Origin of the sequence: Bradyrhizobium sp. WSM1253, assembly GCF_000244935.1 — a bacterium.
GTDB lineage: Bacteria > Pseudomonadota > Alphaproteobacteria > Rhizobiales > Xanthobacteraceae > Bradyrhizobium > Bradyrhizobium canariense.
The window spans coordinates 290,910-307,357 of sequence record NZ_JH600073.1; the positions used below are offsets into that span (position 1 = coordinate 290,910).

The 16,448-nt window shown below is 63.0% G+C and carries 12 protein-coding genes; 3 read left to right on the forward strand and 9 right to left on the reverse strand.

Annotated features, from left to right (window positions below; all coding sequences use genetic code 11):
- Nucleotides 1-28: 28 nt before the first annotated feature.
- Nucleotides 29-1,006 carry a TRAP transporter substrate-binding protein gene (locus BRA1253DRAFT_RS03295; RefSeq protein WP_007591093.1) on the forward strand — a complete coding sequence of 326 codons (978 nt, stop codon included), beginning with the start codon at nucleotides 29-31 and terminating at the stop codon, nucleotides 1,004-1,006.
- Nucleotides 1,007-1,199: 193 nt separating this feature from the next.
- Here BRA1253DRAFT_RS03295 and BRA1253DRAFT_RS03300 read toward each other — a convergent pair whose 3' ends face one another.
- Nucleotides 1,200-2,105, reverse strand: coding sequence for a helix-turn-helix domain-containing protein (locus tag BRA1253DRAFT_RS03300; protein ID WP_007591094.1), 906 nt, complete (start codon nucleotides 2,103-2,105; stop codon nucleotides 1,200-1,202).
- 74 nt (nucleotides 2,106-2,179) lie between these two features.
- Between BRA1253DRAFT_RS03300 and BRA1253DRAFT_RS03305 the strand changes: the two genes are divergently transcribed.
- Nucleotides 2,180-2,812: a hypothetical protein gene (locus BRA1253DRAFT_RS03305; protein WP_035992672.1), complete on the forward strand. Its 633-nt coding sequence runs from the start codon at nucleotides 2,180-2,182 to the stop codon at nucleotides 2,810-2,812.
- A 121-nt stretch (nucleotides 2,813-2,933) separates the two neighbouring features.
- Here the strand turns inward: BRA1253DRAFT_RS03305 and BRA1253DRAFT_RS03310 are convergent, their stop codons facing one another.
- The 5 genes from BRA1253DRAFT_RS03310 to BRA1253DRAFT_RS03330 all read right to left on the reverse strand — a co-directional run bounded on the left by BRA1253DRAFT_RS03310 (nucleotide 2,934) and on the right by BRA1253DRAFT_RS03330 (nucleotide 10,187).
- Complete coding sequence (locus tag BRA1253DRAFT_RS03310) at nucleotides 2,934-4,415, reverse strand: NCS1 family nucleobase:cation symporter-1 (RefSeq protein WP_007591096.1); 1,482 nt, start codon at nucleotides 4,413-4,415, stop codon at nucleotides 2,934-2,936.
- A 316-nt stretch (nucleotides 4,416-4,731) separates the two neighbouring features.
- Complete coding sequence (locus BRA1253DRAFT_RS03315) at nucleotides 4,732-5,424, reverse strand: TetR/AcrR family transcriptional regulator (protein WP_007591097.1); 693 nt, start codon at nucleotides 5,422-5,424, stop codon at nucleotides 4,732-4,734.
- A gap of 165 nt (nucleotides 5,425-5,589) precedes the next feature.
- On the reverse strand, nucleotides 5,590-7,239 hold the full coding sequence (locus tag BRA1253DRAFT_RS03320) for an acyl-CoA synthetase (RefSeq protein WP_007591098.1): 1,650 nt from the start codon (nucleotides 7,237-7,239) through the stop codon (nucleotides 5,590-5,592).
- Nucleotides 7,240-7,262: 23 nt separating this feature from the next.
- Nucleotides 7,263-9,152 (reverse strand): TRAP transporter large permease subunit, encoded by a 1,890-nt coding sequence (locus tag BRA1253DRAFT_RS03325; protein WP_007591099.1) that lies wholly within the window; start codon nucleotides 9,150-9,152, stop codon nucleotides 7,263-7,265.
- 15 nt (nucleotides 9,153-9,167) lie between these two features.
- On the reverse strand, nucleotides 9,168-10,187 hold the full coding sequence (locus BRA1253DRAFT_RS03330; protein WP_007591100.1) for a TRAP transporter substrate-binding protein: 1,020 nt from the start codon (nucleotides 10,185-10,187) through the stop codon (nucleotides 9,168-9,170).
- A gap of 457 nt (nucleotides 10,188-10,644) precedes the next feature.
- Here BRA1253DRAFT_RS03330 and BRA1253DRAFT_RS03335 point away from each other — a divergent pair, with 457 nt between their 5' ends.
- Nucleotides 10,645-11,841, forward strand: a complete 1,197-nt coding sequence (locus BRA1253DRAFT_RS03335) for a Xaa-Pro peptidase family protein (protein WP_007591101.1) — start codon at nucleotides 10,645-10,647, stop codon at nucleotides 11,839-11,841.
- A 139-nt stretch (nucleotides 11,842-11,980) separates the two neighbouring features.
- On the opposite strand, the gene BRA1253DRAFT_RS03340 is transcribed toward BRA1253DRAFT_RS03335, so the two are convergent.
- The 3 genes from BRA1253DRAFT_RS03340 to BRA1253DRAFT_RS03350 form a co-directional block, all read right to left on the reverse strand.
- The gene (locus tag BRA1253DRAFT_RS03340; protein WP_007591102.1) at nucleotides 11,981-12,808 is read right to left on the reverse strand and encodes a hypothetical protein; all 828 of its coding nucleotides are present in this window, start codon (nucleotides 12,806-12,808) and stop codon (nucleotides 11,981-11,983) included.
- 81 nt (nucleotides 12,809-12,889) lie between these two features.
- On the reverse strand, nucleotides 12,890-14,179 hold the full coding sequence (fsrB, locus tag BRA1253DRAFT_RS03345) for a siderophore utilization protein FsrB (protein ID WP_007591104.1): 1,290 nt from the start codon (nucleotides 14,177-14,179) through the stop codon (nucleotides 12,890-12,892).
- Between the two features lie 19 nt (nucleotides 14,180-14,198).
- A complete protein-coding gene (locus BRA1253DRAFT_RS03350; protein WP_035992676.1) occupies nucleotides 14,199-16,187 on the reverse strand; it encodes a TonB-dependent siderophore receptor in 1,989 nt (662 codons plus the stop codon).
- Nucleotides 16,188-16,448: the final 261 nt, after the last annotated feature.

A 16,448-nucleotide genomic window follows, 5' to 3' on the forward strand; every position in this document is an offset into this window, starting at 1 on the left:
GTTTGAATTGACTGTGAGGAGAAGCCCGATGATGTCTCGTTTATTCCGCGCATCCCTGATCGCCGGCGCCGTGCTGGCCGCGACACCCGCTTTGGCTCAGACCAAATGGAATCTGCCGGCGGCGTATCCGGCCGACAATCCGCACTCCGAGAACCTCGTTGCCTTCGCCAAGGACGTCGAAGCCGCCACGTCCGGCAAGCTCCAGATCACGGTCCATCCGGGCGCCTCACTGTTCAAGGCGCCCGACATCAAGCGCGCGGTGATGACCGGGCAGGCGCAGATGGGCGAAGTCTTGCTGTCGATCCACGAGAACGAGGATCCGGTATTCGGGGTCGACGTCGTGCCGTTTCTGGCGACCAGCTTCCCGGACGCCATGAAGCTGTACCAGGCGTCGAAGCCGCTGATTACGAAGAAGCTGGAGGCGCAGGGGCTCAAGCTCCTGTTTGTCGTGCCGTGGGCGCCGCAGGGCGTCTATGTCAGCAAGCCGCTTGCGACCATCGAAGACATGAAGGGCCTGAAATGGCGGGCTTATAACGTTGGAACTGCGCGCATCGGCGAACTGGTCGGTGCGCAGTCCGTCACCATTCAGGCCGCCGAGCTGCCGCAGGCACTTGCGACCGGCGTCGTGAACTCCTTCATGTCGTCAGGCGGCACAGGCTACGATGCGAAGGCATGGGAGTCGCTGAAGTACTTCTATGACGTGCAAGCCTGGATCCCGAAGGACTACACCTTCGTCAACAAGGCTGCGTTCGAGGCGCTAGACAAGCCGACCCAGGAGGCCATCCTCAAGGCCGCCGCGACCGCGGAAACCCGCGGCTGGAAGGCCTGGCAGGACAAGAGCACCTGGTACATCGATCAGCTCAAGGCTAAGGGCATGACGGTCGAGCCGCCGAGCCCGGCCCTGAAGGCCGGCTTCCAGAAGATCGGCGAACAGCTCACCGCCGACTGGCTCAAGAAGGCGGGAGCCGACGGCCAGGCTTTGGTTGACGCCTACAAGAAGATGTGAGGGCAGGAATATCTTCCGTTCGCTTTCGCGACGCGAGCGGAAGGTCTCTCCCGTATCAGCGGCATTGTCTTCCAGGCAAGATCACCAGGCGTAACGCAGCACGGCCTTGCTTGTGGGAGCGCACCGGGGAGCCGAGCCGAAAACCTCGCACCGGCGACACGGCCGCTGCGTTCCTGGACATGGTCATCCGGGATTAAGCTTTGCGGACCAGTCGCCAGCGTCCTGGCGTGGCACCCGTTGCTGCTGAGAACGCTCTGGTAAAATGGCTCTGATCCGCGAAGCCGCATTTGATGGCGATTTCCGTGAGCGATAGCGGCGAGCTTGCCAGCAGGCTCTTGCTTTGCTCGATACGCTGATTCATCAACCATCGATGCGGCGGTGTTCCCGTGCTGACTCTAAATGCTCGGGCGAAGTGGGCGGCTGACACGCCACACTCAGCGGCAATTCGGGCCAACGCGATCTCGCCATCGAGATTTGCGCGAAGGAGTGCCTTCGCGGTCCGAAGTTGCCATGGCGCCAATCCGCTGCGGTGAGAGCGATTGCGAGGTTGGCCGACGGCATAGGTCTTGAGAAAATGCGTGTTGAGCGCCATCGCGACGTGGCCCACGAAAAGCTCGTTGGCCTCATGCGGACTTTCGAGCGCCGGCAGAAGGCAAGCACCCAGATGAGCCATGACTGGATCCATGAAGTTCGCGCCCGCGCCAACGTCATATTCAACGCGGCCAAGATCAAGCTGGTTCGCCAATTCATTTAGCGTGCCGTGCGGCAGATACAGGTAGAGAAAGTCAAAGGGATCGCGGAAGTGAACGACCGTTTCACATCGCAGATCGTAGATACTCGTCTCGTCCTTCAACGCGCCCTTGGGTGCGGATCGACCATCCAGCCACGACTCGGCTCTCTGATACTGCAGCCGAAGGCAAAGTGCGAAGGCCTCGTCCGGAGGCGATGGCAGCGTCGGATCGCCGACCGGTCCGGAATATGCCATTCGCACCGCGGCGAATGTTCCCTTTTGTAGCGACTTGACGAGGCCCGAGCTCGGCTCGCTGATCATTGGAAATAGCTTCGCTAGCCGGTCGCCGTAGAGGCCATCATCGCTCATGATGTGTCTCCAATGCGCGGCCGAACGCGACCGACCCACTCTGCGTTCGGTTTTGATGCCCTTGCCTGATTTCCTTGCAGGCCGGTTTCGATCAATCGTGGCTCAGGACGTTCAAGCACCTCGGGTCGGATGACCTTAGATCTAGGCAACTGTTCAACTTTCACGTTGGTTGCCTCCGGGGAGCATTGATGTATTTTAAGACGATCAAACCGCACGCCATGTCGGGGTCGGCGCAGACCAATCTGTCTTTCCTGGAAGATGTCGTCCGCGCGGCCCGTTCTCGGTTCGCCGCGCTTGTGGACAAACTCGCTGGATTGCAAGCCAGGCCAATATCGAAGACCGCAAGCGAGTGGAGTTCACATGACGATAATCCGGGTAGCCGCGCGGTCGGTCTGGCGACCGTGACCGATGATCTGCTCGCGATCGTCACAGTGATGGATCGGATGGCAGGCGAGCTCCTGCTGGAATCCGAGCAATTATGGGCCTCGGTCGGATATGTTTCCGGGAACGTCCACAAGATCGCCTTTGGACGGTGGCGATTGCTCGGTAGCCGGAAGCGGAACGATCTGTTCGCCGCCGCGATCGACGACAGGCTGAGGCGCACGCCGCGCTTGGTGATCTCGCTGCTGGAGGTTGCTACCATCCTGGAGGAAGCGGTTGCAGACCTGCATCCAGTCCAGACTGGCGAAGGGGCTCGCAGCAGGTAGCGATATCGCCACCGATCATCGCGACGTCGTATCTGGGTAGCATGCGCGTTCGACCGAACGCGCATGCCAAGAGTATTGCGGGGCCGCCGCCCACATGGCGATGGATCCGCAACTTCGAACGTCATTCGCCCGCCCCGACAATGACGGAAACCGGCCTTTGCTCCTTCGAGAGGGCTCGGTAGATCAGTCCGCCGGCAGTGGCCCCGATGAGCCAACCCCAGTCGCCGACGTTGAAGATCAGTCCGTAGGCGCCTGCCAGCGAGAGTCCGATCGACAGAGTGCCGGACACCGCAAGTGCAATCAGCGCCTTGTAGTTCCAGCCGCCGTCGTAATGGAATTCACCGGCTGGTGACATTGTATAGAGGTCCTCCAGCACGACGATTTCCTTTTTCACGAGATAGTAGTCGGCGATCATGATGCCGAACATGGGCCCGAGCGCAGAGCCGAAGATGCTGACGAACAGCGTGATGGCCGACGGGCTGGCCACGAACAGCCAGGGGCAGACGAGTACCGACAGGATCGACGTGATGAGGCCTCCCAGCCTGAAATTGATGCGCTGGGGATTCAGGTTGGAGATGTCGTAAGCCGGCGAAACGAAGTTCGCGACGATGTTGATGCCCATCGTCGCGACGATGAACGTGATCGATCCGATAACGACGACGAACGGATTGCCGATCTTCTCCACGATCAGCACTGGATCCATGATCGCCTCGCCAAACACCTTCAGCGTACCGGCCGTCACGATCACTGTGATGATCGAGAAGACCAGGAAATTGACGGGAAGCCCGAGCAGATTGCCGGTTTTCATGGCTCGCTCATCCTTGCCGAACCGGGCGAAGTCGCCGAAATTGAGCAGGAGCGCCGAGAAGTAGGCCACGATCAGCATCGCGGCATTCGCCATCACGCCAATCGTCGCCGCGGTTGTGGCGGCCGGCGGGCTGAGTTGAAGAGACAGGCTTGAGAAACCGGCCTGCCATAACATCCAGATCGCCAACGCGAACATGACGACGTAGACCACGGGTCCGCAGAAATCGATGAAGCGGCGGATGCGCTCCATCCCGCTGAGGAAGATGAGAAGTTGGAACAGCCACATGAAAAGGAAGCTGAACCATGCGAGCGTCGACAGGCCGGCGATGCTGTTGTGCGTGAGATCGGCGGCCGACGGCATCAGAGTGACGATCAGGACTTGCACCGCCTTCGAGGCGAAGTAGGTCTGCACGCCGTACCAGACAATGCCGACGACGCCCCGCACCATGGCGGCGAGATTGGCGCCCATCACCCCGAACGAGATGCGGGCCACGACCGGGAACGGAATGCCGTAGCGTAGCGAGGGCCGTCCGATCAGGTTCATCAGGAAGTAGACCGCCGTGATACCCACCAGCATCGAGATCAGCACCTGCCAGCCTGTCAGGCCGAGAAAGAACAGGCTCGCCGCGAATGTGTAGCCGCCCACGGAATGGACGTCCGACATCCACATCGCAAACAGGCTGAAGACACCCCAGGTTCGGCCCTCAGGCGCGGTTGGAGCAAGGTCGTGATTGTAAAGCTTTGGATGGGCGCCGGTGATGATCAGCGTGGGAACGTCGCCGCTGTTGGATGGCATGTCCTCTACCTCGGATTTGCTGGCGCAGGGCAACGGCGTTGGAAGCCGCAGTCCCTGCTATGGGTGCTCGCACGTTGCGGAAGATCGGGTCGAAGCAAGCGACATGCCATTTTATAACGATCGATAAAATCATTTTACGATCGATAAAATATTTTTACAAACACGAATTTCGGATCTGGCGCCGGCTACCGGCGCAAAACGCCTCGCTGCAACCGGAAATCCAGTGCGGTTCTGGCTAGGATGTCCCGCACGTGAGCGTAATGGCGGAGAGGGGGAAACAGGGCCGCTGGCGAAAAACGAACGGCCGAACAAAGGGCTAGGCGCCAGCCTCGGCAGGGCCCGAAAGACCAAGTCCGCCGAGAACGAGCTGGACGATCGTCGCCTTGGCCGCGGTGTAGTCGGCCTCTTCGAGCTGTCGCTTACCTTTCATGATGATCATCTGGCTGGAATAATCGGCATAGGCCTGGGTCATCGCCCAGATGCAGAAGAAAAGATCGACGGCGCTGATCGGCCGAATCGCCCCGCTGGCGGTCCATTGGTCGAGCGTCTTGACCTTGTCGAGCAGCAACGGGGTCGAGACTTTTTCAATGAAGCTGCCGATGAATTGAGCGCCGCTGATGATTTCGTTGGCATAGATGCGCGACAGATGCGGGTGATCTCGCGAGAAATCGATCTTCCTGCTGATGTAGCGCACGAGGATGGTCTCGACATCGGACGTCATGTCGAGACTGTCCATGTCTCGTGCCCACATGTTCATCGCACGTTCCAGCACCGCGCGATACAGATCCTCCTTGTCTTCGAAATAATAGTAAATGTGGGGTTTCGCGATCGATGCTTTTTTAGCGATCAGGGCCGTCGTCGCTCCGCGAAAGCCGAAATGCCCAAAGACGAACTCTGCCGCATCGAGGATTTTTCCCTCGATGTCCGGGCCCGGCGCTGCCTTGCGACCGCCTTTTGGCGCGCGGCGGATGCGAAAGAGCTTCAACTTGTCGGCGGGGATGGCTGCCATAAAGCCTCGATAGGGAGCTTTGCCTTCACCGGCGAAGGCTGAGCGGGATCGGTCGCCGGATTGATGTCGGCGATTCCGGCTGGACGTTGCCTTGCCTGTCCAGCTTTATCAAGCAATTAGGACGGCAGGGACCTCTCAATGCGTTGCCAGACTCATGGAATCGGCTCAGGCCGAGATCGCCTTCGCCGATCCCGCTTCGTTGCGCAGCAGGAATTTCTGGATCTTTCCCGTTGACGTTTTCGGGATCGGTCCGAACACCACGGCCTTCGGCGTCTTGAAGCCGCTCATATGCGAGCGGCAGAAGGCGATGATGTCGGCTTCGCTCGCGCTCGCGCCGTCCTTCAGCTCGACGAAGGCGCAAGGCACTTCGCCCCATTTCGGATCGGGCTTTGCGACCACGGCGGCGAACAGCACGGCGGGATGCTTGTAGAGGATGTCCTCGACCTCGACGGAGGAAATGTTCTCGCCGCCGGAGATGATGATGTCCTTGGAGCGATCCTTGATGATGACGTAACCATGCGCATCGAGCACGCCAAGATCGCCGGTGTGAAACCAGCCGCCTTCGAAGGCTTCCTTCGTCGCCTTGTCGTTCTTGAGATAACCCTTCATCACGATGTTGCCGCGGAACATGACCTCGCCGATGGTCTCGCCGTCGCGCGGCACTTGCCTCATGGTCTGGGGATCGATGACGGTGACGGCTTCCTCGAGCGGGTAGGGCACGCCCTGCCGTCGCTTCAGGCTGGCGCGCTCGGCTGCGGGCAGATCATCCCAGCCAGGCTGCTCGGCGCAGACGGAGGCGGGGCCGTAGACCTCGGTCAGGCCATAGACGTGCGTCAGCTTGATGCCGATGCTCTCGGCGCCCTCGAGCACCGCGACCGGCGGCGCGGCACCGGCGATCAGGCCGACGACGTGGCGGGCGGCGCCGCCCTTCGGGGCATCGGGCGCGTTGATCAGGGTGTTGTAGACGATCGGCGCGCCGCACATGTGGGTGACGCCGTGCTGCTTGATCAGCTCGAAGATCTTCGTCGGCTCGACCTTGCGCAGGCAGACATTGATGCCGGCAGCCGCCGCAATGGTCCAGGGGAAGCACCAGCCGTTGCAGTGGAACATCGGTAGCGTCCAGAGATAGACCGGATGCTGGCCGAGTTGGCCTGCGAGAATATTGCTGACGGCATTCAGATAGGCGCCCCGATGATGGGTGACGACGCCCTTGGGATTGCCCGTGGTGCCCGAGGTATAGCTCAGTGCGATCGCGTCCCATTCGTCGCCCGGCAGGATCGCCGCGAAGTCAGGATCGCCTTGCGCGAGCGCGGCCTCATACTCGATCTCGCCGATGCGCCCGCCGCCCTTGAAGGCAGCATCGTCGACGTCGATCACGAACGGTTTTGGGCCACTCATCTGTGACAGCGCATCGGTGATGACGCCGGAAAACTCGGGGTCGACCAGAATGATCTTTGCGCCGCCATGGTCGAGCTGAAATGCGATCGAAGGCGCATCGAGACGGATGTTCAGCCCGTTGAGCACGGCACCCGTCATGGGGACGGCGAAATGCACCTCGTTCATCGCCGGAATGTTCGGCAGCATCGCCGCGACGGTGTCGCCGACGCCGATGCCCTGGCCGGCAAGATACGAAGCAAAGCGCTTGCAGCGCTCATGCGTCTCGCGCCAGGTGAAGCTGCGCCCCTCGTAGACCGTGCTGACATGATCGGGATAGACCGCGGCGCTGCGTGCGAGGAAGCTCAACGGGCTCAGCGGCACGTAGTTGGCGGGCGTCTTGTCCAGGCCGATATTGTACTGGTTCTGCCGTTCGCTCATCGACACCTCCCTCACACGCCGGCCTACAGGAATCCGATCGAGATCCACGGAAAGACGGCGACGACGATCAATCCTACCAGTAGCGCCAGCAGATAGCCCCAGATCGGCCTGATGCCTTCGGCCGGATCGACGCGTCCAATGGCGCAGGCGGCATAATAGCCAACCCCGAAGGGCGGGGCGAATAGCCCTATACCCATGGCGAGAATGATCACCATGGCATAATGCACCTCGTGCACGCCGACCGCACGCGCAATCGGAAACAACAGCGGCCCAAACAGCACGATCGCGGGGATGCCCTCCAGCACACTGCCGAGGATGGTGAAGGCCAGGATCGAGACGGCGATGAAGGTCGCCGCGCCGCCCGGCAATCCGGTCATGGCGGACGCCAGCGAGCGCGAGAAGCCTGATTGCGTCAGGCCCCAGGCCATGCCGGTGGCCGTGCCGATGATCAGCAGGATCGCGCCCGACAGCGCAGCGGTTTCGACCAGCATGGGAAACAGCCGCCGCCAGTCGAAGCGGCGGTAGACGAGCAGGCCGACCAGGGCGCCATAGACGATGCCGATGGTGGAGACTTCGGTGGCGGTCGCGATGCCTTCGACCACGGCGTAGCGGATCACGAAGGGCAGCGCGAGCGCGGGCAGGGCGATGACGAAGGTCTTGCCGATCTCGCCGCCTGTGGCGCGGCGGACATGGCTCATGTCCTCGTGGCGGTAGCGCCACCACACCAGCATGCACAGCGTGATCGCGAGCACCACGCCGGGCAAGAGGCCGCCGGTGAACAAAGCGGCGATCGAGACGCCGGTGACCGAACCGATCGTGATCAGCACGAGGCTCGGCGGAATGGTCTCGGTCTGCGCGCCGGTCGCCGCCAGAAGCGCGACGAGATCGCCGGGCTTGGCGCCGCGCTGTTTCATCTCCGGGAACAGCACGGGCGCGACCGCGGCCATGTCGGCCGCCTTGGCGCCGGAGATGCCGGAGACCAGGTACATCGCGCCGACCAGGACGTAATGCAGTCCGCCGCGGACATGGCCGAGCAGGCTCGCTAGGAACGCCACCATGGCCCGTGCCATGCCGGTCATTTCAATCAGGAGCCCCAGGAATACGAACAGCGGCACCGAGAGCAAAATGAGGTGGCTCATGCCCTCGTCCATCCGCCCGACCAGCACCATGACCGGCGTGCGCGTGGTCAGTGCCAGATAGCCGAAGATGGCGAGGCCGAAGCCGAACGCGATGGGAACGCCGGCAAAGACGCAGAAGCCGGCGACGCCGACGAAGAAGATGACGAGGTTGAGGTTGCCGAGCGGTCGCAGATAAGGCTGCGCCAGCCAGAACAAGCCGACGACGATGGCAACGGACACCACGGCCGTCAGCACCATGCGGTAGTCGGCTGCGCGCAGCAGCCGCAACAGCGCGAACACCGCCATCAGGCAGATGCCGGCCGGCAGCGCCGCGGCGCGCCACATATTGGAGATCTGCAGCGCCGGCGTGGTGATGAAGCTTTCCTCGTAGGCGTAGTCCCAGGACGGCCAGACGATCAGCGCCAGGAAGGCCAGCGCCGCGCAGGTCGCGACCAGATCGAGCCAGGCCCGCGTGGCCGGCTTGGCGCTGCCGACGACCGCGGTCATGCGCATGTGCTCGGAGCGGCGGAACGCGACCGCCGCGCCCAGCATGGCGAGCCACAGGAACAGGATCGAGGCGAGCTCGTCCGACCAGATCAGCGGCCGGTGCAGGCCGTAGCGCGCGACCACGCCGGCAAACAGGATCGCGATCTCGGCGACCACCAAAATGGCCGCAGGGATTTCGACGAGGAGGCCGAGTGCGCGCTCCGTCGAGGCCAGCAACGAAGGTCGGCGAGGGGACCGAACAGTCGCCTCGCCCGCCACTCCGCTCCCTTCGACCTCAACATGAGCCATGACGGCTCCAACGCGTTACGACAGCTTGCCGACGGCCTTTTCCAGCAGGTCCCAGGCCTGGTCGCCATATTTGCCTTTCCACTCGGCATAGAAGCCGGCGGACCGCAGCTTGTCGCGGAACGGCGCAACGGCGGGCAGGTTGAAGGTCAGGCCCTTGCCCGCGAGCTCCTGCTGCAGATTGGCATTGAGCTTGGCGGTGTCCTCACGCTCCTTGACTGCGGCCGCATTGATGTTCTTGGCGACGACCGTGCGAATATCCTCCGGCAGCGCGCTCCAGGCCTTGCGATTGGCCAGGAACCAGAAGCCGTCCCACATGTGGTTGGTGAGCGAGCAGTATTTCTGGACTTCGTAGAGCTTGGCGGTCGAGATGATCGCCAGCGGGTTCTCCTGGCCCTCGACGATCCTGGTCTGCAGCGCGGAATAGACCTCGGCGAAATTGATCGAGGCGGGCGCCGCATCGAACGCCTTGAACATCGAGGTCCACAACGGCGACACCGGCACGCGGATCTTGAAGCCCTTGAGATCGTCCGGACCGGTGATCGGCTTGCTCGACGACGTGGTCTGGCGGAAGCCGTTGTCCCAGATCTTGTCCATGACCTCGAGCCCGGCCTTCTTGATCTCGCCGCGGACAAAGGCGCCGAGATCGCCGTCCATGGCCTTCCAGACCGTGCCGTAGTCCGGGAACGCGAAGCCGATGCCGTTGATGGACGCCGCCGGCACCAGGGTCGACAAGATCAGCCCCGACAGCGTGAAGAACTCGACGCCGCCGGACCGGATCTGGCTCAGCATGTCGGTGTCGGACCCGAGCTGGTTGTTCGCGAAGATCTGGAGGTCGAACTTGCCACTGGTCTCGGCCTTGATCGCCGCCGCCATCTCCATGGCGCGCACGTTCAGCGGATGGGTGTCCGGCAGGTTGTTGGCGTATTTGTAGGTGAACTCGGCGCTCTGGGCGCGGGCCACATGGGGCGCACTGAGGCCGCCCAGGACCGCGGTCGCGGCGGAGGCCTTGAGAAGCGTGCGGCGGGAAAAGCTCATGGGTCTGCTTCCTCGGAAAGTTTGTTGTTGTTCTGAGATGCAAACCTATACGGACGGACGGTCAGAAGGTCATCTGCGATCTCGCGAAGCCTCGCTTATTGCAGCCGGACATCCTCACGGCAATATCGGCTTTCGGAGGCATGGGCCGGATTCAAAAACGCGAAAACAACCCCATGCACAGTAGCCGTCAAAAGCTGGGGCGACGTGCCACGGCCGGTCCGGAAAAGAACGAGGAACGAAGGTTTAGTGAGAGGAATTCCAGCTAAGTAATTGACCTGATTGTATATAAATATATTCCATAATATACCTTATGCGAATCGTAGATATGGCTGTGCAGATCAGGCCAGATCATTCCGCAGCTACCCAGAACCCCGCTCTCGGCTCACACTTGGTGCCAAACAAGCCCCGGGCAAACCGCGGCAGCGGTTGATGCCCACGCCACCATGGGAGGTTCGTCATGCAGGAGAACGTCGCCCGCGCAGACCGCTCGCGCGCCATTCCATTCGATGCCGCCAAGCTCGACCGCCTGATGGAGGCCGCCGGCCTCGACGTTCTGGTCGCGACCTCCAAGCACAATGTGCAGTACCTGCTGGGTGCCGACCGCGCGATCTTCTTCGACTACATGGATGCGCTGGGCGTCAGCCGCTATCTGCCGGTCCTGGTCTATCCCAAGGGTGCGCCGGAGAAAGCGGTCTATATCGGGCACCGGCTGGAGACCCATCAGCGCGCTGTTGCGCCGCCCTGGGTGGCGCAGGTCCGGACCGAGTCCAACGGCTCGGTCGATGCGATCACGCGGGCCGTCAGCCTGATCCGCGGCGCCGGCGTGCCCCTGAAGCGAGTCGGGGTCGAGATGGCGTTCCTGCCGATGGATGCAGGCCGGGCGCTCAGTGACGCCCTGCCCGGTGCCGAGCTCAAGGACGCGCTGCTGGTGCTGGAGCGGCTGCGTGCGGTCAAGTCGGCGGAGGAGCTGGCAAAACTCAAGACGGCGTCCGAACTGGTGACCGCCTCGATGCTGGCGGTGATCGCCGGGCACGGGCCGGGCACGACCAAGCAGCAATTGTCGGACGCCCTGCGGATCGCCGAAGCCAATCGAGGGCTGACCTTCGAATACTGCCTGCTCGCCTGCGGCAACAGCCACAACCGGGCGCCGTCGGCGCAGCGCTGGGAGCAAGGTGACGTGCTGTCGCTCGATTCCGGCGGTAATTATCACGGCTATATCGGCGACCTCGCGCGCATGGCCGTGCTCGGTGATCCCGATACCGAGCTGAAGGACTGTCTGGCCGAGATCGAAGCGGTCCAGCGCGCGGCCTTCGCTGCGGTCCGGCCCGGCGCCATGGGCGGCGACATCTACGTCGCGGCCGAGCGGCAGCTCGCGAAAATCACCCAGCGCGACTGCACAGAGTTTCTGGCCCACGGCATGGGCCTCGTTAGCCACGAGGCCCCTCGCCTGACCGCCAAGGGTCCGGTTCCCTACGACGACACCGACGCCCGGCTGCCGCTCGAAACAGGCATGGTGGTGTCGATCGAGACCACGATGAAGCATCCGAAGCGTGGGTTCATCAAGCTCGAGGACACGGTCGCGGTGACGGCGACGGGATATGAGATTTTTGGCGATGGTGGCCGCGGCTGGAATTTGGGTGGAAGCACACGTTGATCTGAGACCCTCATGGTGAGGAGCGCGGAACGCGCGTCTCGAACCATGAATGGCCCAGCTCTCGCCAGTGGCCATCCTTCGAGACGCCCGCGTTGCGGGCTCCTCAGGATGAGGTGCGGAGTGTCCTGAAGCTGCGCAGCTACCGCGCCATCAGCAGCTCCAACTGGCTCTGCGCCTTCTTCACGGCCGTCGCGTACCAGCCCTGGCTCGGTGCTTCCTTGGCGAAGCACGCCGTGTACGCGGTCATCGCATTGTCTTCGCGGGTGATGTCGCCGCGCGGGTCCTTCTTGTCGATGGGCCTCGCCATCATCTGCTTCCAGACTTTCTCGCAGGCCGGCATCTCGGCCGTCTTCACGGCGTCGCTGACGGCGAGAAAGAAGACCTTGTCGCCCTGGATCGCGACGACGTCGATTTCATGCGGCGGTCCCTTCAGATCGCCATTGCCGCGCACGCCCAGTACAGCAACCGCCGCGCTTGCGCCCGCGGGCTTCGTGATCGGCAGCTCGGCATATTTGGCGAAGGCGGAGTCCTGGATCGCCTGATAGTAGAAGCGGTCCGACTTGAACGCGGCGCCAATCTCCTGCGGCATGCCGTCCTCGCGGTGCTCGCGAAGCCAGTGCTTGAGCAGCGCGGTGGTGGTCACGACGGCCTGCATCTTGTCGCCTTCGGACGCGAAGCCGAGGCCGTCGAGATGGCCGAAGCCGGAGTCCCCCTTGAAGAGCGTGTCCGCGTTCGTCCTGCCGTCGGCTGGCAGTCCCTTGATCGCGACTGGGCCCACCAGGCCGCGCAGGACGCCCGTCAACTCCTTGAGCGCCGCGTCATGCTGCTTGGTGGTCTCGTCGTTTTCCGCAGCCTTCGAGAATTTCGCCGTGTAGCGATCGCGCAGGTCGAGATAGTGCTGCTCGGGCGTCGCCGCATGAGCGGGCGTCGCCAGGACGAGCAGGCAGAGCAAGGCAAGCGATCTCATTCGAAGTCCGAAAGGCTGGGGGTGATCTCCTGTCTTTGTGCCGATGCCGGACGGGAAGGTTCATCTGGCAAGCCGGGTGCCCTACTCCGCCGGTGTGAGCTGCCGGTTCAGCCGCATCGCAGCCGTTTCCCGCACGCGCACACGCGCGCGGCGCTTGCGCCACCAGATCACGATTCCGGTGACCGAGAGTGCCGCCACCACCAGCCCCATGATCGAGATCAGGATGCGGCCGAACAGCCCGACGATGCGGCCCGAATGCAGCGGGAATTGCGCCTGCACGAAGATGTCGGCGGCGGTGCCGACCCAGGGCAGCCGTTCGCCGATCGGACGGCCGTCCTCGCTGTCGTAATAGAGCTGCGCCGGGCCGACCCCGCCGGCGCCGTGATCGTCGCCGGGATGGAAAAAGGCGGCGGCATAGACGCCATGAGCCGGCCCGTAATTGATAGAGCCGACCGGGACGGTCCACCCTCGCCCATTGCCGTCGGCCGCAGCGCGCGCCGCGATCTCGGCGAAAGTCACCTTGGGCTCGATGGGATCGTCGAGATCGCGATACGGCCGCTGCTCATAGGGCGTCGGCGTGTAGTTCGACACCATCTTCATCAGCGGCGAGAACACCTCGAAATAGAGGTTCAGCGAGAACGCCGTGAAGGCGATGACGAACAGCACGCCCCAGGTCCACAGGCTGAAAGCGCGATGGATGTCGAAATTGATCCGGTAGACGCTGCCTGACGTCTTGATGGTCCACGCCGGCGCCCAGCGCGCCCAGAAGCCGCGTTCGAGCTGGCGCGTGACCTGGGGCGCCCGTGCAGCCCTGGCGCGCCGCCGCGTAGGCAGCGTCAGATAGAAGCCGACGAAGCAATCGATGGTCCAGATGATGGCGATGATGCCGAGCAGGCGCATGCCCCAGCGGTCGCTGCCCCAGAATTCCGGGATGTGCATGGTGTAGTGCAGCTTGTAGAGGAACGAGACGAAGTTTTCGCGCGTCACCGGCCACACCGCGCCCCAATAGCGCCGGCCGAGCTCCGCGCCGGTGTTGGGGTCGAGGAAGATCTGATTGTAGTCGAGCGCGTAGCGCTTGCCGGTCGCGGGATCGATCCGCGGCATGACGAAGAACCACAGCGAGCGGCCCTCCTCCGGCGTCATGAACAGGTAGACCACGCGCGCACGGGGATCGCGCTGCTCGATCATCTTCGCGAGATCGATCGAGGGAATGGCCGGGCCCTTGCTGGTGACGTCGAACAGATGGCTGTTCAGGACCTCGTCAATCTCATGGTCCCAGGAGATGATCGCTCCGGTGATGCCGGAAAAGAACAGGAAGCCGGCCGTCAGCAGTCCCGCCCAGCGATGCAGCCTGCCGAATATCGCTCTCATCGTTCCCCCTCGTTCCAACTCACCAGCGGTAGGTCAGCTTGCCGATGGCCTTGCGACCCTCCGCGTAGAAGCAGCCGGACAGGCTGTAACAGGCGGCGACATAGCGGGTGTCGGCGAGGTTCGTGACGTTCAGCGAGAGGCGCCAATTGTCCCTTGTGTAGGCGAGCAGCGCGTCCAGCACGGTCGAGGATCCGACCTTGAACGTGTTGGCGTCATCGCCCCAGGTCGCGCCGACATAGCGGAGGCCGCCACCGAACTGCAGGCCCGCGAGCGGCCCGGTCTGAAGCGTGTAGTCGTTCCACAGCGAGGCGCGGTTGAGCGGCACGGTGACCGGCGCCTTGCCGACATTGACGGGATCCTGCGTGACCGTGGCATCGATATAGGCATAGGCCGCGCGCAGGTTCCAGCCGTCGGCGAGCGACATCGAGCCTTCGAGCTCGAGGCCACGCGATTTTACCTGACCGGTCTGTTCGGCAATATTGAACGGAGGTGCAAAGGTGACGACGTTGTCGCGCGTCAGGTCGAAGGCGGCGAAGGTGAACAGCGCGTTCCAGCCGAGCGGCTGGTACTTGACACCCACTTCGTACTGCACGCCGGTCTCGGGATTGAGCAGCTGTCCGCTCGGGCCGGTGGCGAGCACCGGCAGGAACGATTCCGAATAGCTGAAATAGGGCGCGATGCCGTTGTCGAAATTGTACATTACGGCGGCACGGCCGGTGAAGGCCGACGCATCCTTCGAGACCGACGTATTGAAGATTCCGCTGTCGACCTGCGTCGTCACGAAATCCTGGCGGCCACCGAGCTGGAACGAGAGCCGGCCGAGCTTGATCTGGTCCTGCGCATAGAGACCGACCTGCGACTGCTTGACGCCGGTATCGTCGCTCATGGCGCCCATGGTCCAGTCGTAGCTGTAGACCGGATTGAAGACGTTGATCTCGAGCGCGGATGTCGTGACGCCAAAGGCGGTGTCGCGGAAGCTGGTGTTGCGGTAGTCGATTCCGACCAGCGTGGTGTGGCTCAGGAAGCCGGTGGTGAACTTGCCCTGGAGCTGATTGTCCACCGCGAAGGAGTTGATGTAGGAGTTGCTGTAGCTGCCGAAACGCGCGAGCTGTCCCGCGGCCTCGTCGGTATAGGCTCCGCCGAAAAACACCTTCTCCTCGTTGTGCTGATAGGCATAGCGCAAATTCTGCCGGAACGTGATGTTGTCGGTGAAATTGTGCGAGAGCTGGTAGCCGGCGGTCGCGATTTCGGTGTTGAACGCGTTGAAGCTCGGCACGCCCGCGAAGAACGAGACCGGGATGGTGCGGCCGTTGTTCGGCCAAACCGTGCCCGAGGCCGGCAAAAACTGAAGGCCCCACCCTGCCCGGTCGCGCTGGTAGTTGGCGAGGATCGTGATAGTGGTGTCCTCGTTCGGCTTGAACGTGACGGCCGGCGCGATGAAGACGCGGTTGTCCTTGGTGAAGTCGACCTGGGTCTCGCCGTCGCGCACCACGCCGGTCAGGCGCCACAGCACGGTGCCGTCCTTGTTGGCGGGACCGCCCATGTCGAACTGGCCCTGATAACGGTTGAAGCTGCCGCCGGAGATCGAGACCTCGCCGAATTGCTGCGCCGTCGGCAGCTTGGTCACGTAGTTGAGGATGCCGCCGGTGCCGCTGCCGCCATACATCGCCGAGGATGGGCCCTTGAGAACCTCGAGGCGCTCGGCGCCGTAAGGATCGAGGCCGTTGAAATGCACGTAATTGCTGGAGGGAATCCGCAAGCCGTCGACGTAGAGGCCGGACATGGTGGTGTCGAAGCCGCGAATCTGGAGGGCGCCGAAGCGAGTGTCGGAGCCGCCATTGACGTCGCCGCTGACGCCGGCGGTGTAGCGCAGCGCCTCACCGATCGAGACCGCGCCCTGATTCCTGACCTGGTCGGTCGTGACGACGGAGACGGACTGCGGGGTTTCGATCAGCGGTGTATCCGTCTTGGTCGCGGTGCCGCTGCGCGTCGCAACGAAACCGCGCACCGGACCATTGGCGCGTTCACCCGTGTCGCCGTTCGAGGATGCAGATTGGGTTGGCGCGGCTTGCTGCGCCGGAGAGCGATGACTGGTGCGTGCGGTGCGTGTCGCGCCTGACCTTCGCGATGAAGCGACCGCTACGGGCCGGGCGCGCTGAGGCGGGGCTTCGACAGTGACGGCGGGAATCTGCGTCTGCGCCTCCACGGCACCGAAGGGAATGACGAGAGCAAATATGCTGGCCGCTCCGAGGAAGAGAATCTGTATCTG